Source organism: Bifidobacterium sp. M0399 (assembly GCF_016100595.1).
Classification (GTDB): domain Bacteria; phylum Actinomycetota; class Actinomycetes; order Actinomycetales; family Bifidobacteriaceae; genus Bombiscardovia; species Bombiscardovia polysaccharolytica.
Genome location: NZ_JACFSD010000001.1, coordinates 387112 through 408809, shown reverse-complemented (window position 1 = coordinate 408809; position 21698 = coordinate 387112). Strand labels below are relative to the sequence as shown.

The window sequence follows — 21698 nt, the reverse complement described above, 5'->3', positions numbered from 1 at the left end:
AGTGCTCACTTCCCTTGATCCGCGGTCATAGTGCCGTGGGTGGTCACGATCCGGTCGACGAAGCCATACTCCAGGGCCTGCTGGGCCGTGAACCAGTGATCATATTCGTTGTCCCGGTAGATCTCTTCCAGGGTGTGGCCAGTCTGCTCGGCCGTCAGCTGGGAGAGCGTGCGCTTCATGTCCATGATCAGCTCGGCGTTGATCCTGACATCAGTGGCCGTGCCTCCGACACCGCCCGAGGGCTGATGCATGAGCACCCGCGCATGGGAGGTGACGAAGCGCTTGCCCTTGGCCCCGCTAGAAAGCAGGAACTGGCCCATGGAAGCAGCCATGCCGACCGCGACCGTAGCCACGTCGGGCTCGATCAGCTGCATGGTATCGTAGATGGCCATGCCGGCCGTAATGGAGCCGCCAGGCGAGTTGATATAGAGCCAGATATCCTTCTTGGGATCCTCGGCCGCCAGCATCAGCATCTGTGCGCAGATGACGTTGGCGTTGACGTCCTTGACCTCGTCCCCCAGCCAGATGATCCTGTCCTTGAGCAGTCGGTTGAAGATGGGATCGGTCGGCGTAGGGGCCTCCCCCTCCTCCATCACGGGACTGGTTGCCAATGAGTTGTTCACCCTGTCTCCTTCGATAAACGTATCTGTATTGAGAGTAGCCCCCGCAATCGACGCGTCCACAGTCTTTCTGCTCTTTGCGCAACCGCTACGACAGGGCCGCACCCAGGCTGTTTCGCCACTGGGTGCGGCCCTGTTCGCTGCTTTGAAAAAGCTACTCCTGATCCTGGGAGAGCTGGTCGGCCACTTCAGCCGCAGCAGAGGCAGCCTGGACGCTCTCGTCCTGCTCCTCCTGGACCTCGGACTCATCCTCGCCCAGGAAGCGGCTCAGGTCCACCTCCTGGCCATCGGGATCCTTGAAGGTGACGGCCCGCATTCCGGCCAGCATACCCTTGGAGCGGCCGACCTCCTGCACGGCCGAACCCAGCTGGCCGTTACGGACGATGCCGTTGATGAAGGCGCTGGGATCCATACCATACTGCTGAGCGATGGAGGCCAGGAAGTTGGTCACGTCAGCCTGGCTGACCGTGATGCTCAGCTTCTCAGCCAAGGCATCCAGGGTCATCTGGTCGCGCAGCTCCTTCTCCACGGTCTGTTCGGCCTCGGCCTTCTCGTCCTTGCTGGCCTTGTCGGGATCCTTGCCGGTGTTCTTAAGCTGATCGGTCACCATGGACTGCTTGATGCCCTTGGGCACCGGGATGTCCAGGCCGTCTTGGAGCTTAGCGATGAAGGCATCGCGGGCGTCAGTGGCCTGCCGACCCTCGGCATCCACCTGGCACTGCTTGCGTACGTCCTCGCGCAGCTCCTTCAGGGTCTCGAACTCCGAGGCCTCCTTGGCGAACTCGTCGTCCAGGTCGGGCAGCTCCTCGGCCTTGACCGAGTTGACCTTGACCTTGATTTGGGCCTTCTCGCCCTGGTGCTCGCCGGCCTCCAGGGTACCCTCGAAGGTGGTCTCTTCCCCGGCGGACAGCCCGTCAAGGGCCTCATCCAGGCCATCCAGCATGGTGTTGGAGCCCAGCTCGTAGCTGACCCCCTGCTGGGAGTCCACGGACTCACCGTCGATGACGGCATCCAGATCGATGTTGGCGTAGTCACCCTTGGTGGCGGGGCGATCCACACTGACCAGGGTGCCGAAACGCTGACGCAGGTTGTCCAGACGCTTGTCCACGTCCTCGTCGGTGACGGCAGGCTTGAGGACCTCAATCTCCATGCCCTCAATGTCGGGAAGCTCGAACTTGGGACGAATCTCCACCTCGGCGGTGAACTTAAGCTTGGTGTCGTCCTTGGCCGAGGAAGGAATGTCCTTGACATCGATTTGCGGCTGGGCCATGGCGTGCAGCTGCTTCTCCTCCAGAGCCTTGGAGTAGAGCTCGGGCACGCCCGCGTTGACGGCCTCGCCCGCCACGCTGGCAAAGCCTACGCGCTGATCGATGATGGGTCCAGGCACATGGCCCTTGCGGAAGCCGGGGATGGTCACCTGCTTGCCGATCTCCTTACGGGCCTGATCCAGGTAGGGGTTCAGCTCATCGGGATCGACGGTGATGGTGAGCCTGACCTTGGTGGGCTCGAGGTTTCTGACGCTGATTTTCACGCTGCGCTCCAATTCATCCAAACCGTTTGATCTGCCAGTAAGGCAACCGTTACATAATAGCGCGAGACAGAGACTCTGACAGGAGCGAAACCTGCCAGGGGCGGGCGCCCTCCTGACGCAAAAAGTCGGCCACATCACGCTTCTCCGGTTCGTCTGTCCAGCAGAGGTTGCGCAGGTAGCGGGGCTTGATCAGAATCTCGTCGGGTGTGTTGGTCCGGCGTCCCACTTCAGTCACCGCCTTGCGCGCTGCCTCCAGCCTTGCAAACCGGTCTGGATGACGATGCCGCCAGATCTGCATGGACTTGGGGGCATTGGTCTCCTCACACCGCGGCTTGGGAGGCACCGGCAGCTCTTCGGTGGGCAGACTCAGCGCCTCCAGAATAGCCTGTTTCCAGACTGCGGGCCTGACCCGGCGCTGGATGGGCGCATAGCGCTCGAACATGCGGTCCTGCTCGCCGCCGGTGTGGATCCTGACCCGCTCGTTCAAGGATCGGATGGCTCGGAACTGCGCGTTGTTGTGCGGCTTGAGTCTGCCGGCCTCGATGATGGCCTTGTCGGGCAGGAGGAGCGTCGGAGCGATGTCGTTGCGTCTGGCCAGCTGATCCCTGACGGTCCACAACGAGCGGGCCACAGCCAGGCCTCGACGGTCATTGTGCAAGGCGTTGATATGCGAGATATGTCGCCAGGGCTGCTCAGGCTCCGGCTTGGGGATTTTGCCCTGCTCCAACAACCAGGCGAATTCCTGCCTGGCCCATTCATTCTTGCCGTGACTGCGCAGGTCCTCCAGCTCGCGCGTTCGCACCTGATTCAGCAGCTCCACGTCCAAGGCTGCGTAATTGCGCCAATCACGCGGCAGTGGGCGGTAGGACCAATCTGCGGCAGAATGCTCCTTGGCCAGCGTCAGCCCCAGGTAGTGCGCGGTCACTGCAGACAGGCCGTAATGCCCCAGATTAAGCATCCTGGCTGCAAGCTCGGTGTCGAAGAGAGAGGAGGGCCTCATGCCCAACGCATAGAAGCCAGGCAGATCCTGAGGAGAGTCATGAATGATCCACTGGGCACCATCAACAGCCTTATTGAATTCCGACCAGTCACAGCCCGCCTTCATCAGCGCCGGTGGGTCCAGCAGGAATATCCCCGCTCCCCGGCGCTTGAACTGGACCAGGTAGTCGTCGTGGCCATAGCGGAAGCCAGAGGCCCGTTCAGCATCCGCGGCCAGCGCACCGCTCCCCTTTGACAGCATTCGACAGGCCCGGCGGTATTCGGCCATATCGTCGATGACCGACGGCACACCCTGGGCGGGCTCTGAAAGCAGCTGCGTCTTAGGTTCCGTGGTCACCTGCGCTCAACCTCTTTTTTAGTTTGTCTTCCATCACGCTACCGGACCGACCGGCCCGGAAAACACACGCCTGAAAGCATAGTCCATGGCCTCAACCCACCGATAAACCCTTGCTAAGCAGACTTCGTCGACAATTGATCGATTTACGGGGTTGATCATTTACCAAGCCGGTCATTCAGCGTGCCCGTCATTTAGTGAATCTGACAGTGAGTGAGTCTGTCATTCGCTGATTGGCTGGCTGGTCTCCGCTCAAGCAAACAAAACTCCCCACGACATCTGCCGTGGGGAGTCACAAGAAAATTAATTGGCTTTCTCCTGGGTCCGTCATGGAACCACAAAGGGTTCTGAGGCTCAGTAGACCACGAAGCCATGGGCCTCCAGCTGCTTCTTGACCCTATCCTTCAGGGCCGCCGAGGGGCCTTTGGCATCCTCCAGTGGGTAGGGAATGCGCAGCTCATGCCATTTGGGCCGTCCAAGCTGATGGAAGGGAAGCACATCAATGTGCTCAATGGCATCCTTGAACTGTTCGCACACACGAGCGACATTCTCGACGTTCTCCTCCGAGTCGGTCAGCCCAGGCACCAGCACGAAGCGAACCCAAATCTTGCTGCCACGGGCAGCCAGACGCTTGCCGAATTCGATTGTGGGGGCCAGCGTGCCGCCGGTCACCTTCTTGTAGGTGGCCTCGTCGCCGGATTTGACGTCCAGCAGGCACAGGTCGATATCGTCAATCATGGCATCGGTGTAGTTGCGATTGAGGAAGCCTGAGGTGTCCAGGCATGTGTGGACGCCCATCTCCTTGGCGGCCCGAAAGACGCGTGAGACAAAGGCTGCCTGCATCATGGACTCGCCGCCGCTGAAGGTGATTCCTCCGCCCGTACTTTTGAAGAGGTCCTGGTAGCGGGCCACCTTATCGATCATGGCCTGTAGGTATACGGGCTGGCCATCGCGCATCTTCCAGGTGTCAGGATTCTGGCAGTACTGGCAGCGCAGGGGGCATCCGCTCATGAAGACGGTCATCCTTGTGCCCGGCCCGTCCACTGAGGTATTGATGTCCCAGGAGTGAACAAATCCGATGTCGCCCGTGCGCAGGGCATTCATACGGTCGTGCCGGTCCAGTCCAATGGGCGATTCGAACCCCGAAAGGCCGCCCATCAGGGTCTGGCTCTGGTAGACCTTGGATTCCTTGAGCATGTGCGGCTGTGTGGTATGGAAGGTGGTGGTCTCCGTCATTGGATCCTCCTGAAAAAGACGAAAAGGGGGCGGGGCCTTGGTGCGCCCCGCCCCATGATTCACCGTCTCATCAACGGTTGCTATCGCACAAGGGCGATCAGTCGGTCACCGCACCCTGGTGGAAGGTGCGGGAGATCACGTCGAGCTGCTGCTCGCGGGTCAGCTTGACGAAGTTGACGGCGTAGCCCGAGACGCGCACGGTCAGGTGCGGGTACTTCTCGGGGTGTTCGACGGCATCCTCCAGCTGCTCCTTGCGCAGGACGTTGATGTTGGCGTGGTAGAGCCCGTGGCCGTTGCCAGCGTCCAGGATGCCCACCAGGTTGTTGATGCGCTCATCCTCGTCGCGGCCCAGGCCGTCAGGGGTGATCGTGTTGGTCAGCGAGATGCCGTCCAGGGCGTCGTCGTAGTCGATCTTGCCCACGGAGAACATGGAGGGCAGCATGCCGTGCGAATCCATGCCGTTCTCGGGGTTGGCGCCGGGAGCGTACGGGGTGCCCTTCTTGTGGCCGGAGGGGAAGGACCCGGTGTTCTTGCCATACTCCACGTTGGAAGTAATGGTCAGAATGGACTGGGTCGGCACAGCGCCACGGTAGACAGGCAGACGCTTGATCTGGCCCATAACGGTGGAGACAGTCCACTTGGCCAGGTCGTCGGCGCGATCGTCGTCGTTGCCGTAGATCGGAAACTCGCCGACGGTCTTGTAGTTGACGATCAGATCGTCGTCAGCGCCCTCGACATACTCAGGGGTGCCCTTGGCATCCTTGTTGTAGATTGGGTAGACCTTGGCGTACTTGATAGCCGACAGGGAGTCAGCGGCGATGGACAGGCCGGACATGCCGCAACCCAGGGTGCGGTAGACCTCCTTGTCGTGCAGGGCCATCTCAATGGACTCGTAGTCGTACTTATCGTGCATGTAGTGGATGATGTTCAGAGCCTCGACGTAGGTCTCGCTCAGCCACTCCAGGGCCTTCTCGTAGTTGTCCTTGACCTCCTGGAAGTCCAGAGAACCGTCTTCCTTGGGGGTGACAGGCTTGATCACGTCCTTGTCGATGACCTGCATGCCGGTCATCTCGTCACGGCCGCCGTTCATGGCGTAGAGCAGGGCCTTGGCGGAGTTGACGCGGGCGCCGAAGAACTGCATCTGCTTGCCAACCCTCATGGGGGACACGCAGCAGGCGATGGCAGCGTCATCTCCCCAGTGGGCGCGAATGTCCTTGTCGGACTCGTACTGGATGGCGGAGGTGTCGATGGAGATACGAGCGCAGAAGCGCTTGTAGCCCTCAGGCAGCTTCGGATCCCAGAAGATGGTGATGTTGGGCTCGGGGCCGGGTCCAAGGTGCTCCAGGGTCAGGGTAGCCAGCAGACGGAAGGAAGTCTTGGTGACCATGGGCCTGCCATCGTCGCCGAAGCCAGCGTCGGACCAGGTGGCCCAGTAGGGGTCGCCCGAGAAGATGTTGTCGTAGTCCTTGGTCCGCAGGAAGCGCACGATGCGCAGCTTCATCACGATGTTGTCGATGATCTCCTGGGCATCGGTCTCGTCGATCAGGCCAGCGGCCAGATCACGCTCGAAATAGACGTCGAAGAAGGCGGACAGGCGGCCGATGGACATAGCGGCGCCATCCTGGCTCTTGACCGAGGCCAGGTAGGCCATGTAGGTCCACTGGACGGCTTCCTTGGCGTTCATGGCAGGACGGCTCAGATCCAGGCCGTACTCCTTGCCAAGGTTCAGCAACTGCTTAAGAGCCTTGATCTGCTCGGCGTGCTCCTCACGGAAGCGGATCCAGTGCTCGATCTCTTCCTCGGTAAAGTCGTTGCGGTAAGGAATCGAATCCTTGTCGGCCTTCTTGCGGGCAATCAGCTCGTCAATGCCGTACAAGGCCACACGACGGTAGTCGCCAATGATACGGCCGCGGCCGTAAGCATCGGGCAGACCGGTCAGAATCTTGTTGTGGCGGGCCAGCTTGATCCTCTTGGTGTAGACGTCGAAGACGCCATCGTTGTGGGTCTTGCGATACCGAGTGAAGATCTTCTTGACTTCAGGATCGGGCTCCTTGCCGGCCTCCTTGAGGGCCTGCTCAACCATACGCCAGCCGCCATAGGGCATCATCGCACGCTTGCAGGGGACATCGGTCTGAATGCCGACAATCACGTCGTCTTGTGTTTCGCCGGCAGGCTTGCCATCGATGTATCCGGCCGGGAAGGCGTCAATGCCAGCCGGAGTGTGGGTGTCCACGTCGTAGACGCGCTGCTTACGCTCTACGGCAAGGAAATTATCGTCCAGGTAATTCCACAGGAACTTGGTCTTCTCTGTGGCCGGTGCCAGGAAGGATTCGTCACCGGTGTACGGAGTGTAGTTTTTTTGGATGAAGTCGCGAACGTCGATGTCTTTCTTCCAGTCCTCGCCCTTGAAGCCCTTCCAAGCCTTGGCTTGCAGCTCTGCGGGAGAGACGGTATTGGTCTCAACTGCTGTCATAGTCAACTCCTTGTTGATATGGTCAATGGCGCTTCCTCACACCACTGTCACTTTCAAGTATAGGGGGCGCATTACCACGGGAAACCGAATCACGACGTGAGCTATATCACACTGCGAGCAGACTCGCAATAGGCGCCACGCCCATATCCTGCAAGCTCGCCCGGCACACCGCCTGAGCCCCGATCCATTCTGATTGCTCAGCCAACTGGTTGCCAACGCTGGTGTGCGATCCAGCGGAAGCTTCATCTGTCAGCTGAGGACTGTTCCTGCCCAGGATCACCCTCCCAGGCCTGCCGCCAACGGCGGTCCTCTTCATCCCATTCCTTGTTCCGGCGCTTGGCAATCTTCCAGGCATCTAGGGCCTCCTGCCTGCTGTGGTAGGGGCCCATCCGCCTGTCCTGTGGAGACAGCTTGCCTTGCTCGGGTCTGCCAGTGACGGTATTGAAGTACCAGGCCGTCCGCTGCTCTTCGGAGCCCATAGCGATCACTCCCTGAAAGCGTTGGTGACGGGCAGCCGCCGGTCCCGGCCGAAGGCCAGGGAGGTGACCTTGGGCCCCAGCGGGTACTGGCGCCGCTTCCACTCGGCCCGATCCACCAGCCGCATGACCGTGTCGACCGTGTCGGGATCGAAGCCGTCGGCCAGAAGGTCGGCCCGACCATGCGCATGCTCGATGTATGCCTCAAGGACCTTGTCGAGCAGGCTGTAGTCTGGCAGGGAATCAGAGTCTTTTTGCCCTTGGCGCAGCTCGGCCGAGGGAGGCTTGACGATGGAGTTGACCGGGATGGGCTCACGCTCACCCCTTGCCTGGGCCTCAGCGTTGCGCCAGCGGGCCAGCTGCCAGACCCGGGTCTTGAGCAGATCCTTGATAGGTGCGTAGCCGCCGACCGCATCGCCATAGATCGTTGAATAGCCGCAAGCCAGCTCGGACTTGTTTCCGGTGGCCAGGGCAAGAAGCCCCTCGGCATTCGCGTAGGCCATGACAATGACGCCGCGTATCCGGGCCTGCAGATTCTCTTCCGCTACCCCTTCCAGATGCAACTGTCCTTGGAAGGCATCAAATTCCGGGCCTATGGCTTGGACCACGTAACGCACGCCCAAACGCTGGGCCAGGTCGGCAGCATCATCCCGGGAACCTTCCGAAGAATAACGGCTGGGCATGGAGATGCCGCGTACATGCTCCCCCCCGCAGGCATCGGCGGCCATGGTGGCCACCAGGGCCGAGTCGATTCCGCCTGACAGCCCCAGGCAGACGCCCGTGAAGTGGTTCTTGGCCATATAGTCTTTCAGCCCCAACACGCAGGCCCGATAGACCTCCTCATCCCCGGGCATCTCTTCGGCCATGCATGACTCACTGGGCAGTGGGCGCTCCCCTGGTGCAGGAAGGGTCCAAGTAGACAGATCCTGGACGAATCTAGGCGAGCGCTCCAGCAAGGTGCCATCCTGGTTCACCACGAAACTGCCGCCGTCAAAGACCAGATCGTCCTGCCCGCCCACCTGGTTCAGGTAGAGCAGAGGCGCACCGACCTGCTTGGCCCGGCGAGCCGCTAACTCGTAGCGGACATGCCCCTTGCCCTCCTCGAAGGGAGAGCCATTGATGGTCACCAGGAGGTCAATGCCCCTGCCAGCCAGGTCGCTGATGGGATCGCCCTCCTGCCAGATGTCCTCGCAGATGGCCAGCCCTATCCGGTGCCCCTGCACCTCCAGGACCACAGTCCTATCCCCCGGGGTAAAAATCCTGTATTCGTCAAAGACCCCGTAGTTGGGCAGGAAGTGCTTGTCGTAGCCGGCCTCGACCCGCCCCTGGTGCAGGACCACCAGCCGATTGCGGGGCCTGTCCTGATCCATATCGGTGCCCACGGTCCCCACGATCACATACAGATGGCCCAGACCCTGCTCGTCCAGCTCCTTGGCCAGACGGTCGGCCCTAGACCAGGCGGCCCTACGAAAGCTGGCACGAAATGCCAGGTCCTCGATTGGGTAACCGGTCAGGCTCATCTCGGGAAAGACCACCAGGGTCGCTCCCTGCTCAGCTGCCTTTCGGGAGTAGTCCATAATAATGTCGGCGTTGCCGTCAAGATCGCCCACACAGGTGTCGATCTGAGCCAGAGCCACCAGCAGATCGCCATCCCGCCGCGGCTGTTTCTCTTGTTTGACCATACCAATGATTCTAAACCGTGCCTGGGCCGGCTGACCGGCAGACAATCCCAAAAGACCGAGGCAAAGAAGCAGGGTACGGATGCCTCAGACCTTATCGGCGCCAGCCTTGCGAGCAGCCCTACGCACCAGCACCGAGGCGACCAGTCCCAGGAGAAGCAACAGGACTGCAAAGCCCATGGCCCACTGGGCGCCTTGGGTGAATCCCTCAGTCAAGGCATTGGTCACTTGAGGACCCAAGGCTCCCAGTCGGCCCCGGGTGCCTTGAGCTCGCATGCCGACGATGGCATTACCTGCAGAGGATTGAACCGATCTGACCAGGCCATCGGCGATCTGCACTGAAATCCCCTTGAGGGCCGTCAGATGTCTTGGCAGCACCAGACTCAGAGCCAGGGAGAGGGCGGAACCGGAAACTGCAGCGCCCAGGGCAGTCCCCCACTGACGAATGGTGGACTGGGTGGCTGAAGCCTGGCCGGACTGGGACACCGGAACACCGGACAGCACCAGACTGGTCAGCTGTGCCGAGGCAAAGCCCAGACCAGCACCGTAGATAATCAGAGTCAGGGTCATGGGCCAAACCGGCACCGACCCACGCATGAGCAGAATGGACAGGGCCACGCCGACGATTTCCATCAGCAGGCCCGTCTGCACCGTGCCTCCAGCTCCCAGTCGGGCTGAGACCACTCGAGCCAGACCCCCCGAAACAACTGACCCCAGGGCCATGACGCCCAGGATGGATCCTGCCCCAAGGGGACTTAGGCCTCTGGCGTTGATCAGGTAGAGAGGCAGGACGAACATGACCGCGAACTGACCGGCGTTGACGATGGCGGCCGTCAGGTTGCCCCAGCCGAAGGTGCCAATGGCGAACATGGACACGTCCAGGATGACCATCTTGCCCTTTCGTGCCCTGGCCAGCTCGGTCAGCGCAAAGGCGGCCAACAGGACCAATCCGAGGATCAGACTGACCGGAACCGGCGACAGGGGCACTGCTGCAGACCAGTGCAGTGGGCCCAGTTCAAATGCGGCACGCGGATGCCACCAGCCGTAGGCCTGCCCCTCGATCAGCGCAAAGACCACCAGGGCCGACCCTAGAGCCGAAAGAAGTATGCCCTTCCAGTCGGCAAGCATCCCCCACCGGTCACCAGTCTGCCGGGGAGCGGACTTGGTCTCGGGCACAAAGACTGCGCTGGCCACGAGAACAATCAGTCCCAGAGGCAGATTGACCAGGAAGATCCACCGCCATCCGATGGTGCTGGTGAAGACCCCGCCCAGGAAGGGACCGACCGCCGCAGCGGATGACATGACGGCTCCCCAGATGCCGAATGCAGTGGCCCGGTGACGACCCCGGAAGGTGGCGGAAACGGTGGACAAGGTGGAAGGCATGACCAGGGAGCCGCCAATTCCCTGAACAAGCCGGGCTAGAAGCAGCACTGTGCCGGAGGAGGCCGATGCAGCGAAGATGGAACCCAACACAAAGATGACCGTACCCACCTGCAGGATCCGCTTGCGCCCGATCATGTCCCCCAGACGACCGGAAGGCAGGAGCAGGGCCGCCAGAACGATGCTGTAGAGAGCGGTCACCCATTGAGCTTGAGCCAAGTTGATGTGGATGGCAGCGATGATGGAAGGAATGGAGACGTTGACAATGGACGAATCCAGCACAATCATGGCCAGACCCAGGGCCAACACCCAGAGGGCACGCCAAGGCGGTGCCGCCTCCTGAGAATCCTGGCTGCCTTTCATACTGCCTTTCTTCACGTCTATGCTTGCCGATCCAGTCATCAGCTCTCCCCCCTCGCCCTGGTCTGCGAATTTTTTGCGACTATACGTCGCGAAAATCCATCTGGCAAGTTCACTCAGCGCGGACAAGCCGCACGCTAAAGAGACCCTTACGGCTTGGCTCTGCTGTAAATAGGCCATATCATATGCCCCATGACCGGCTGAGCTTGATTCATCGTCGCTGCAACCAGGAGGCCGAACCAAGGAGGACCATGCCCAGGATCCACGAATCCACGCTCCAGGAACACCGCGCCAAAACACTAGACCAGATCATTGCCGCCGCCGAGGCCATCCTGCGCACCGGCGGACGCGGCCGGCTGACCATGGCTGAGGTGGCCCGACGCACCAATCTGGCCCGGAATTCCCTCTACCGCTATGCCCGGGATGCCGACCAGCTCTGCGACATGGTCATGGAACGGCACCTGCCCGACTGGGGTCAGGCCCTGGATCAGGCCTTGGGCAGGACAGACGACCCGCGCCGGACAGTCGAGATTTGGACCCGCACCAATCTGGAACAAGCCGGACTGCACGGACATGGTTGGCTGATGAACCTCTATGCCGAGCAACACGACGAGCAGTTACGCCAGACGCTGATCTACGGCAATCCCTCCAACCCCCAGGAGCCCGTCCCAAGGAGCGATCGACCCACGGACCGGCAGGCCCAAGCCCTTCTGGACTTCCACCGGCAGGTCAACCAGCCGCTGATCCAGGCATGGGCAGCCGTGCGGCCAACAGATCCTGCCATGGGCGTGGAAGTGACACGTGGCATCGTCCAATCTGGCATGCGACTGATCGATGCTCTGGACCAGGATCTTGCGCCCGAACAGCGGCAGGAACGGCTGACCATCATCATTGAAAAAGTGACCGCCTGCGCCAAGGCCGTCATCGACACACTGACGGAAGGACCTACATGCGCCTGATCGGCAACATCTGCTGGCTGCTGCTGGGAGGACTGGCCATTGCACTGGCCTGGACCCTGATGGGCATCGTGCTCTGCCTGACAGTGGTGGGTATCCCCCTGGGGGTCCAGGCCTTCAAGATGGCCAGACTCACCCTGACCCCATTTGACCGACAGGTCATCTACGGAGGCGGACTGGGATCCTGGCTGGCCAACCTGCTCTGGATCATCCTAGGCGGCTGGTGGCTCGCTCTGGCCTATCTGGCGGCCGGGCTGGTCACCATGCTGACCGTGGTGGGCATACCCTTCGGCCTGCAGGCCTTCAAGATGGCCCGCCTGGCCCTGATGCCCTTTGGATCCTCGGTGCGCGTCGCCGTCTTATGAAAGGATTGGGAACATGAGCACAGTCATCATGCATACCTCAGAAGGCGACATTCGCCTGGACCTCTTTGACGATAAGGCCCCTGAAACCGTAGCCAACTTCCTGGACCTGGCCGCCGGCCACAAGGACTGGACCGACCCTGAGACGGGCCAGAAGCGTCAGGATCCTTTCTATGACGGGCTGACCTTCCACCGGATCATCAAGGACTTCATGATCCAGGGCGGCTGCCCGCTGGGCACCGGCACAGGCGGCCCCGGCTACGAATTCGACGATGAGATCGACCCCTCTCTGACCTTTGAGGAACCCTACAAGCTGGCCATGGCCAATGCAGGGTTGCGCCGGGACCCCGCCACCGGAAAGACCCATGGCACCAACGGATCACAGTTCTTCATCACCACCGTTCCCACCCCCTGGCTGAACGGGCACCACACTATCTTCGGCCAGGTTGCCGATGAGGATTCCCGGCAGGTGGTCGACAAGCTAGATGCCGTGGCCACCGACTCGGGCGACCGTCCCCTTGAGCCGGTCTTCATCAACAGCGTCGAAGTCCTCTGAGCCGTGTCGGGGATGGTTTCGAAAAAGACACCCAGCAGATTCCAGCCCGGCACACGCAGCTACACCATGTCCCGAATCAGGGGCACAGAAACATCAATAGAACGCCAGGTCCGGTCCTACCTCTTCTCGCGCGGTCTGCGGTTCCGCAAGAACGACAAGAGGTATCCGGGCCATCCTGATGTGGTTCTGCCCAAGTGGCGGGCCATGGTATTCGTCAATGGCTGTTTCTGGCACATGCATCAGGGCTGTGCCAAATTCTCCCTTCCCAAATCCAATGTGGAGTTTTGGACCACAAAGCTGACAAGGAACCGTCTGCGGGATCAGGAGCAGGGCGATAAGCTGAAAGCCATGGGCTGGCGGGTTTTCACCGTCTGGGAGTGCGAGCTGGATGCACGTCATGCCCAAGAAACCCTGCAGAAATTGTATGAGGCCATCACAGCAGATGGCCATTCGAACGAAGGAGTCAAGGATGAGCAGATTGAACGGCAAACGACAAGAGGCTGAGCAGAAGGGAATGCGGGTCAACTTCGCCATTCTCGGCGCTGGAAGTATAGCCAACGCCCTAGCCAAAACGGTGGTCATGATGGCCCAAGATCCGCAGTACAGCCACCTGGTGGCCCCCTATGCTGTGGCCGCCAGGGACGGGGATCGTGCAGCCGACTTCGCCAAAAAATATGGATTCCAGCATTCCTATGGCTCCTACCAGGAACTCCTGGATGATCCCCAGGTGGATCTGGTCTACATCGCCACGCCTCACAGCCTCCACGCCGAGCAGGCCATCGCCTGCATGAAGGCCGGGAAGAACGTGCTGGTTGAGAAGTCCTTCACCGCTAACGCCGACCAAGCCAGGCAGGTCATGGAGACATCCGAGAGCACCGGCCTGCTCTGCACCGAGGCCATCTGGACCAGGTACATGCCCTCGCGCTCCATCATCGACGATGTCATCTCCTCAGGAGAAATAGGCGCCGTCAAAACCGTGACCGCCAACCTGGGATATGTAACCGTGGGCAAGGCCAGAATGACCGACCCCGCCCTGGCCGGTGGCGCCCTGCTCGACGTGGGTGTCTACCCTCTCAACTTCATCGACATGGTCATGGGACCCAAGCCCATCGAACGGGTCTGCACGGATTGGGTCCGCAGCCCGGAGGGCGTGGACAGCCAGAACTCCACAACCATTTTCTACCAGGATGGATCCATGGGAGCAGCAACCAGCTCCATGGTCTCAGTCAGCGACCGGACCGGCCGCATCTGGGGAGACCAGGGTTACCTGCAGTGTGCCAATATCAACAATGTGGAGTCCATCGACCTGTACGACGAGGACCATAAATTGAGGAAGAGCTACCCCATCCCCGACCAGCTGACCGGTTATGAGTACGAGGTGGCCAGCGCCGCACAGGCCATCCTGGACGGCAAGACCGAGTGCGCCCAGATGCCCCACAAAGACACGCTGCGCATCATGGAGCTCATGGACTCCCTGCGCCGCCAGTGGGGATTGGTCTTCCCCTTCGAATCATGAACTAGCACACAGGCCGCTTCAATGATGGAATCATCCCTCCAGAAGGAGTCTTTGCCAATGAGGAGGAGGATGCAGGCAGACTTGGCCTATTTGATGCGGCGGACCTTGCCATGCTCGACCAGGTAGGCACGCCGGGCAAGATCGATCATGGGCAGGTCGAAGGCCGAATCGGTGTAGAAGGCGTCAATAGCCGCCTCCTGGCCCAGGGTCCGCTGAAAGTGCAGGGGCTTGTCAGGTCCGAAGTTGAGGTAGCCCACGGTCAGGGACTCCAAATCCAGAGTGGAGCCGATGCAGTGGTTGATGCCCAGTCGTCGGCAGGCCTCCCCGGCCACCAGATCGAATGAGGCGGTCACCACCACGTCGTCGGCCTGGGGGGTGTACCAATCCATGATTTTGTGCATGTTGGCATCCCAGAACTGGCTGACCAGCCGGTCCATGTCAAAGCCGGGACGCGAGGTCAACCGTCGCAGGTAGCGCGAGCCCACCCGACGCATGGCCGAATCCAGCTGCTCCAGGGTGACCCGGCCCAAGCGGTAGCGGACGGCATAGAAGAGGGCAACCGGCAGGTAGTGCAGCACCCGCGGATCCTTGCGGGCAGTGAACAGGTAGAAGTCAAGCAAACTCTCGCCATCGTAGATGGTGCCGTCGAAGTCCAGTACCCGCATGCCAGCCCTTTCCAGATTAGGTCGCGAAAAGAGAACATTTTAGCATACCGTGGAGCAACGACGGTGATAGTCCCCGACCTTGGACGAGCAAAGGGGCAATTCCTTTTCACCCAAGAGCCTGAGGTAGACAGAAAGTTCCTGGATGATCGACTGGTACAGACATCAAGTAGGGGCAGCCTGGGGAATTATGATGCGCCTGGCCTCTGTTCCGATTGTGGACCATCCCCATGGTGTCGACGGTATTGATATGATGAAAAATGCGTCGTCCATGCTAGGCCGAGGCTAGGGAGTTGCCGGGAATAGGCCTGGAAGGGGAACGGCGCCGAAGGGGTCCATGCGGTTATCGGGTTAACCATGCCCGCAGAATTCTTCGATCTTCCTTACCAGCTAGGGGGCAGCAGCGATGTTAAAGAAGAGCCACTACCACAACCTGAGCAGCTGCATAGCCGGAATCTATCGGCATGCACGCAACGATGCCAGCCGCTATACAGGCGACTCCACCTTGCGGGGCACCCAGGGTGATCTGATTGTATACCTCTATGATCATCCAGGCCTCAGCCAGCGCCAGATAGCCCGGGACCTGTGCGTGGATCCCAGTCTGCTGGCTCGGGATCTCAAGGCTTTGAAAGCCCAGGGCCTGGTCAGCCGTGAACAGAACCCCGCTGATCACCGAATCAATATCATCGCCCTGACCAGGTCAGGCGCAGATATGGCTCGCAAGAGGATCAGGTTGGTCAACAATTGGTGGATTGACCTGTTCAAGCAGAATCCCGACATCGACCCCGAGACCTTTCAAACCGAGTTACGTTGCGTCTACAACCGGCTGCTGGCTAACCAGCTCTGATCTCTCTTCCTGAGAAAGGATTAATACTGAGAAAAGGACCTGGCCGATCTCTTGACCGCCCGTCGACGGTACCAGGCTCATGCCAGGCCTTTTACCTGTTATATCCTTTACGCCCTTGGATCGGCCCTATCAGCCCACCGAACGGCCGGACGTCTCCCAGCCCATCAGGCCCACAACCAGCATGGAGGCCAGGGCCACCAGGCTGATGGTGACAAATATTGAAGTGCTCCCCCACCGGCTGAGCATGGCTCCAATGAGCACGGGCATGAGCACATTGCAGAGCTTGGCAACGGCATTGGCAATGCCTACGCAACGGAAGCGGACAGTGGTCGGGAAGAGCTCGGGCGCATAGACCGCCACCACCGAAGACATGAGGACATAGAGGCTGGCCATAAGCAGGATGCCCACCAGAATGGCTGTGACCTGGCTGGTCTGCGCGGCATAGAGCAGACCGAAGACCGCCGTCAGCAGGAAGGCTGTGACGATGATCCGCTTGCGGCCAATCCGGTCCAGAAGCAGGGATCCAATCAGGCAGCCGAGAGGAGCACCCAGCATCATCAGAGTGCTGATCCACAGGGATCCGCTCAGATCAATACCCCGCTTGAGCAGGATGGTGGGCACCCAGGAGGTGAAAGCGTAGGAGCAGACGTTAGTGGCTGAAACTGCCACAGTCGCCACAATCAGGCCACGGACAATGCTACCCGACGCCTTGGCAGGTACCTTAATTCCCTCATTTTTTCCGGCGAGGGCGGAACCACTGACAGTGCCAGAGTCTGACTCTTTCCGACCGTTATCGGCCTCCAGAAGTTCAACCACCTGGGTGGCCTCGGCCATCCGCCCATGCAGGGCAAGCCAGCGAGGAGACTCAGGGATGTCACGCCGCAAGTACCAGATCAGCGCAGCTGCCAAGCCGATTCCCATGAAGAGCGGCCTCCATGACCAGCGGGGAATGATCCAGGCGCACAGGAGCATGGCCAGGGGCACTCCGGTGTTAGCCACGAGGGAGACGATGGCACTCCAACGGCCGCGGTGCTTGATGGGAGCGAATTCGTTGACCATGGAGAAGCCGGTGACAATCTCGGCGCCCAGCCCCAGGCCGGCCCCCAGACGACAGACCGAAAGGACGGCCATGTTCGGTGCCAGAGCGCCCAGCAGGGTAAAGCCTCCGAAGAGCAACAGGTTGATCTGATAGGCGGTCTTGCGTCCACGCAGGTCTCCGATAAACCCGGCCAGCAGCGAACCCACCAGGAGCCCTAGGAAGCCGGCCGACAGGAAGAGGGAATTCTGGGCGACCGTGGACCATCCGGTGCTCAAGGCCGAACTGGCTACTGCGCTGCCCACATAGACATCGATGCTGTCCATGAGCATTCCCGCAGCCACCAGGGCCACGATCTTGTAGAAAGTAGCCGATTCACGAGCATTGTCTACTCGCCGGGTAATCTCGCGGACCGCCAGGTCGTCCTCGGCCACACCGAGACCCTTTGATTGTTCGGATATGTCTGCTTTGTCAATGACCGCTGTCGACATCGTCACCCTCGCGCCCGTGCATGAGGCAGGCAAACCCCATGCGTCCATGCCAGGCCTGCCGACGACGACAGACTCCTTGTGGGAGCGTGGCGACCGTCAATATGGAAGGCCTGGATCCTGCGGCGTTTCGGTCATTGTGTGGCTGCTCAACGTCTATTGGGTGTTCAGTATAGGAGTCTCGGCGGTCATTGCCTAGACCCGGCGTTTCCCTCCGGCCCGGCGGCCCTGTCCAGGATGGCCCTGATGGCCTCCAGTCGGGGACCGAGCTGGCGCTCATAGCCCCGATCATTCGGATGGTAATAGCGTCGTCCGACCAGTTCGTCCGGCATGTACTGCTGGGGTGCCACTGCGTCCGGCGCATCGTGGGCATACTGATAGCCTTCGTGGTTGCCCCAGGCCTTCATCAGCTTGGTGGGAGCGTTGCGCAGATGAAGGGGAACCTGGCCGATATGCCCGGCATCCACGTCTTCCAGGGCCTGGTTGATGGCCAGGTAGGACGCGTTGGACTTGGGTGCGGTAGCCACGGCGATAACTGCCTCGGCCAGGATCAGGCGGGCCTCAGGCATGCCCACCATGGCCACGGCCTGAGCAGCTGCGACCGTGATCTCCAACACCTCCGGAGAAGCCATGCCTACCTCCTCGGCAGAGGCGATCATGATTCGTCGGGCGATGAAGCGCGGATCTTCGCCAGCCCGGATCATCCGAGCCAGGTAGTGCAGGGCCGCATCCACGTCGGAACCACGCATTGACTTGATGAAGGCCGATGCCACGTCGTAGTGATCGTCACCCTTCTTGTCATAGCGGACAGAGGCCACGTCCATGACCGAGGAGACCACCTTGGCATTGATCAGCGGCCGACGCGCCCCCTTGGCGCGAGGCCCGTCCTCGGTGACAGCTCCCGCTGCAGCCTCCAAAATGGTCAGAGCACGACGGGCATCACCTCCGGAAAAACGCACGATCTGGTCCAAAGCCTCTGGATCCAGTCTTACCTGATCCTTGAGCCCCCGCTGGTCCTTGACAGCCCTGCGGACCAGCTTGGCCAGGTCCTGATCGTCCAAGGCCTCCAGCTTGACCACCACCGAGCGCGAAAGCAGGGGCGAGATGACCGAAAAGCTGGGATTCTCCGTGGTGGCTGCGATAAAAGTCACATCCCGGTTCTCTACGCTGGGCAGCAGTGCATCCTGCTGCGACTTGGAAAAACGGTGGACCTCATCGATGAAGAGGACCGTTTCCTGCCCCTGACTGACCAGCCGCTCACGAGCCTGGGCGATAACCTGCCGGACCTCCTTAACCCCCGAGGTAACAGCCGAAAGCTCCTCGAAATGCCGCCCGGATTGTCGGGCGACAATGTAGGCCAGGGTGGTCTTGCCCACACCGGGAGGACCGAAAAGAATAACCGAGCTGGGAGCCGTCAGACGGTTGTTCGGATCCGACCGGGCCAGGCGCTCCAAGGGGGTTCCAGGGGCTGTGACCTTGTCCTGGCCGACCACCTCGTCCAGGCTTCTGGGCCGCATCCTGACAGCCAAAGGCAGGGTGTGCTCCTCGGGGGGATCAGCCGCCTGGAAGAGATCATCAACCATCTGCAATACCTCATTCCTCGGGGCCCCTATGGCTCCCCGCCCTCACCAGCATAGGCCTGAGCCTGCCACAAATAGCAAGACGAACGCGCTAGACTGGAAACCCATATGGCCGTATCGCCCAGCGCGTAGTTGGGTTCCAGAAATACGGTGTGTGTACAGTTTACTGGTCATCAGCCTGGATATCTTCAGGAAAGTCCGTGGGCGGCAGCAAGGCCTGTCGCCTGAAAAATCGGGACCGGTACAGGTCGGAGCAATAAGGAGAATCGCCAGTGATCGCCAAGCATGTTCGCCAGGGATGGACATCGGGTCCAGGCAGGTGGGTCGTCGGCCTGCTCGCCCTGGTCCTGGGGCTCTCAGCCCTGATCGTCGCCCCCCTGGCCACGCCGGCGCAGGCGACCCAGGACTCCCCCGCCGCGCAGGCGGTCCACGGACGAACCTTCCGCGTCGCCACCGACACCACCTTTGCACCCTTCGAATTCAGGGACTCCTCCGGCAAGCTGGTCGGCATCGATATGGATCTGATCCGCAAGATCGCCGACATCGAGGGGTTCTCGGTGCAGATCCAGTCCTTGGGCTTCAACGCCGCCCTCCAGGCCTTGAACTCCCAGCAGGCCGATGTGGTCATAGCCGGCATGACCATCACCGACCAGCGCAAGCAGGTCTACGACTTCACCGACCCCTATTTCGACTCCGGCGTGCAGATGGCCATCGCCAAGGACAACGACCAGATCCACAGCTACAAGGATCTGCAAGGCACGGTGGTGGCCGTCAAGACGGGCAGCGAGGGCGAGGCTTTCGCCAAGCAGCGTGCGGCCCAATACGGCTTCACGGTCAAGGCGGTGGACCAGTCCTCCACCATGTATGAGATGGTCAAGTCCGGCAATGCCCAGGCGGTCATCGACGACTACCCGGTCCTGGCTTACGGCATCGCCCAGGGCAACGGACTGAAGACCGTGACCAAGAAGGAGCCTGGCGCCTCCTACGGGGCGGCCGTCCGCAAGGGCGAGAACAAGGAGTTCGTGGCCGCCTTCAACGAGGGCCTGGCCAAGATGAAGGCCGATGGCAGCTATAAGAAGCTGGTCGATTCCTATGTGGGCAGCGGCCACTCCAGCAAGAGTGCCCCCGCCTCCCGGCCAGGATTCTTCGAACTGGTCCGCCAGGCCTTCCCCTCCCTGATGCTGGGCCTGCGCAACACCCTGGCCATCACAGCCATATCCTTCGTCATCGCCCTGGCCATCGGCATCATCCTGGGACTGTGGCGGATAAGCCCCAACCGGATCCTGTCCTGGATTGCCCGCATCTACGTGGCGGTCTTCAGGGGCACACCCGTCCTGGTCTGGGCCTTCTTCTTCTACCTGGGTGTCCCCCAGCTGATCGGCCACCGCATCAGCATCTGGCTGGCCGGCGCGCTGACATTGTCCCTCAACTCCGGAGCCTATCTGGTGGAGATCGTGCGCGGGGCCATTGACTCGGTGGACGTCGGGCAGATGGAGGGAGCACGCAGTCTGGGCCTGACACGTCGCATGGCCCTGCGCCGGGTCATCCTGCCCCAGGCAGTCAGATTCGCCACGCCCTCCATCATCAACCAGCTGGTCATCATGCTCAAGGATTCCTCCCTGCTGCTGGCCATCGGCTTCGGCGAACTGCTCTACCAGGCCCAGCAGATCTACGCGGCCAACTTCCGCGTGACCGAAACCCTGTTCATGGTGGGCGTCATCTACTTCGTCGCCATCAGCGCCCTGACCTGGATGGCCAATATGCTCGATAGGAGGTTGCATCGATGAACTTCGAGGACCCGGACATGGACACCGGACGACTGACCCGTCGCATCCGCCAGAACCAAAGTCGCCGCAATCGAGGAGAGTCCCAGATGGCCGTATCCATCCGCGACCTGCACAAGTGCTACGGCGACACCGAGGTCCTCAAGGGGATCGACATGGAGGTCAAGCCCGGTGAGGTCATCTCCATTATCGGCCCATCGGGCGCGGGCAAGTCCACCCTGCTACGCTGCATCAACGCCCTGGAGATGCCGACCTCGGGCACGATCAGCGTCTATGGAATCGACATTTCCGATCCAAAGACCAACATCGACAAGCTACGCGAGCATGTGGGCATGGTCTTCCAGCACTTCAACCTCTTCCCCAACATGAGCGTGGCCGACAACATCATGCTGGCCCCCCATATGCTGCACAAGACACCCAAGGAGGATGCCCGGCAGCAGGCCCTGGACCTACTGGAGACCGTAGGGCTTCAGGAGAAGGCGGACGCGCGGCCCACGGATTTGTCAGGCGGGCAGCAGCAGCGTGTGGCCATCGCCCGCGCCCTGGCCATGCACCCGGACATCATGCTCTTCGACGAGGCCACCTCGGCCCTGGATCCGGAGATGGTGGGCGACGTGCTTGAAGTCATTCGCTCCCTGGCAGAGGGCGGCATGACCATGATTCTGGTCACCCACGAGATGGCCTTCGCCCGGGAGGTCTCCTCCAGGGTGATCTTCACCGATGCCGGGATCATCGAGGAGGAGGGCACGCCCGAACAGATCTTCGGCCATCCGCAGAGCCCTCGGCTGCAGTCCTTCCTCTCCAAGGTCCTGTAACGCCTCGG

At 61.0% G+C, this 21698-nt stretch carries 19 protein-coding genes; 8 read left to right on the top strand and 11 right to left on the bottom strand.

Annotated features, from left to right (window positions below; genetic code table 11):
• Nucleotides 1-5: 5 nt before the first annotated feature.
• From H3V09_RS01440 to H3V09_RS01405, 8 genes are all read right to left on the bottom strand, one after another.
• Nucleotides 6-593, bottom strand: a complete 588-nt coding sequence (locus tag H3V09_RS01440; protein ID WP_198191107.1) for an ATP-dependent Clp protease proteolytic subunit — start codon at nt 591-593, stop codon at nt 6-8.
• Between the two features lie 181 nt (nt 594-774).
• Nucleotides 775-2151 (bottom strand): trigger factor, encoded by a 1377-nt coding sequence (gene tig, locus H3V09_RS01435; RefSeq protein ID WP_198190692.1) that lies wholly within the window; start codon nt 2149-2151, stop codon nt 775-777.
• A gap of 49 nt (nt 2152-2200) precedes the next feature.
• Nucleotides 2201-3487: an HRDC domain-containing protein gene (locus H3V09_RS01430; RefSeq protein WP_198190691.1), complete on the bottom strand. Its 1287-nt coding sequence runs from the start codon at nt 3485-3487 to the stop codon at nt 2201-2203.
• Between the two features lie 351 nt (nt 3488-3838).
• Nucleotides 3839-4720, bottom strand: a complete 882-nt coding sequence (gene pflA, locus H3V09_RS01425) for a pyruvate formate-lyase-activating protein (protein WP_015021700.1) — start codon at nt 4718-4720, stop codon at nt 3839-3841.
• Between the two features lie 97 nt (nt 4721-4817).
• Entirely contained in the window at nt 4818-7193 is a 2376-nt protein-coding gene (gene pflB, locus H3V09_RS01420; RefSeq protein WP_046322815.1) for a formate C-acetyltransferase, read from the bottom strand.
• A gap of 242 nt (nt 7194-7435) precedes the next feature.
• A complete protein-coding gene (locus tag H3V09_RS01415; protein ID WP_144176940.1) occupies nt 7436-7672 on the bottom strand; it encodes a hypothetical protein in 237 nt (78 codons plus the stop codon).
• A gap of 5 nt (nt 7673-7677) precedes the next feature.
• On the bottom strand, nt 7678-9351 hold the full coding sequence (locus H3V09_RS01410; RefSeq protein WP_198190690.1) for an NAD+ synthase: 1674 nt from the start codon (nt 9349-9351) through the stop codon (nt 7678-7680).
• An 84-nt stretch (nt 9352-9435) separates the two neighbouring features.
• Nucleotides 9436-11091, bottom strand: coding sequence for an MFS transporter (locus tag H3V09_RS01405; RefSeq protein WP_232342044.1), 1656 nt, complete (start codon nt 11089-11091; stop codon nt 9436-9438).
• A 248-nt stretch (nt 11092-11339) separates the two neighbouring features.
• Here H3V09_RS01405 and H3V09_RS01400 point away from each other — a divergent pair, with 248 nt between their 5' ends.
• The 5 genes from H3V09_RS01400 to H3V09_RS01380 are packed head-to-tail and all read left to right on the top strand — an operon-like array spanning nt 11340 to nt 14478.
• Nucleotides 11340-12047, top strand: a complete 708-nt coding sequence (locus H3V09_RS01400) for a TetR/AcrR family transcriptional regulator (protein WP_198190688.1) — start codon at nt 11340-11342, stop codon at nt 12045-12047.
• Nucleotides 12038-12409, top strand: coding sequence for a YccF domain-containing protein (locus tag H3V09_RS01395; protein WP_046322812.1), 372 nt, complete (start codon nt 12038-12040; stop codon nt 12407-12409). The genes H3V09_RS01400 and H3V09_RS01395 overlap by 10 nt, the downstream gene beginning before the upstream one ends.
• A 13-nt stretch (nt 12410-12422) precedes the next feature.
• Complete coding sequence (locus H3V09_RS01390; protein ID WP_046322811.1) at nt 12423-12962, top strand: peptidylprolyl isomerase; 540 nt, start codon at nt 12423-12425, stop codon at nt 12960-12962.
• Between the two features lie 12 nt (nt 12963-12974).
• A complete protein-coding gene (locus H3V09_RS01385) occupies nt 12975-13466 on the top strand; it encodes a very short patch repair endonuclease (protein WP_110425136.1) in 492 nt (163 codons plus the stop codon).
• Complete coding sequence (locus tag H3V09_RS01380) at nt 13432-14478, top strand: Gfo/Idh/MocA family protein (protein WP_046322808.1); 1047 nt, start codon at nt 13432-13434, stop codon at nt 14476-14478. Before H3V09_RS01385 ends, H3V09_RS01380 begins: the two co-directional genes overlap by 35 nt.
• Nucleotides 14479-14564: 86 nt before the next feature.
• Here the strand turns inward: H3V09_RS01380 and H3V09_RS01375 are convergent, their stop codons facing one another.
• Nucleotides 14565-15143 carry a haloacid dehalogenase-like hydrolase gene (locus H3V09_RS01375; RefSeq protein WP_046322806.1) on the bottom strand — a complete coding sequence of 193 codons (579 nt, stop codon included), beginning with the start codon at nt 15141-15143 and terminating at the stop codon, nt 14565-14567.
• Nucleotides 15144-15546: 403 nt separating this feature from the next.
• Here H3V09_RS01375 and H3V09_RS01370 point away from each other — a divergent pair, with 403 nt between their 5' ends.
• Nucleotides 15547-15987, top strand: coding sequence for a MarR family winged helix-turn-helix transcriptional regulator (locus tag H3V09_RS01370; RefSeq protein WP_198190687.1), 441 nt, complete (start codon nt 15547-15549; stop codon nt 15985-15987).
• A 129-nt stretch (nt 15988-16116) separates the two neighbouring features.
• Here H3V09_RS01370 and H3V09_RS01365 read toward each other — a convergent pair whose 3' ends face one another.
• Together H3V09_RS01365 and H3V09_RS01360 are read right to left on the bottom strand one after the other, a co-directional pair.
• Nucleotides 16117-17514, bottom strand: coding sequence for an MFS transporter (locus H3V09_RS01365; protein ID WP_198191106.1), 1398 nt, complete (start codon nt 17512-17514; stop codon nt 16117-16119).
• A 185-nt stretch (nt 17515-17699) separates the two neighbouring features.
• The gene (locus tag H3V09_RS01360; RefSeq protein WP_144176924.1) at nt 17700-19094 is read right to left on the bottom strand and encodes a replication-associated recombination protein A; all 1395 of its coding nucleotides are present in this window, start codon (nt 19092-19094) and stop codon (nt 17700-17702) included.
• 269 nt (nt 19095-19363) lie between these two features.
• On the opposite strand from H3V09_RS01360, the gene H3V09_RS01355 reads away from it, so the two are divergent.
• Both H3V09_RS01355 and H3V09_RS01350 read left to right on the top strand, forming a co-directional pair.
• Nucleotides 19364-20878 carry an amino acid ABC transporter substrate-binding protein/permease gene (locus tag H3V09_RS01355; protein WP_198190686.1) on the top strand — a complete coding sequence of 505 codons (1515 nt, stop codon included), beginning with the start codon at nt 19364-19366 and terminating at the stop codon, nt 20876-20878.
• A gap of 86 nt (nt 20879-20964) precedes the next feature.
• Nucleotides 20965-21690, top strand: coding sequence for an amino acid ABC transporter ATP-binding protein (locus H3V09_RS01350; protein ID WP_198191105.1), 726 nt, complete (start codon nt 20965-20967; stop codon nt 21688-21690).
• The last annotated feature ends 8 nt before the right edge of the window (nt 21691-21698 follow it).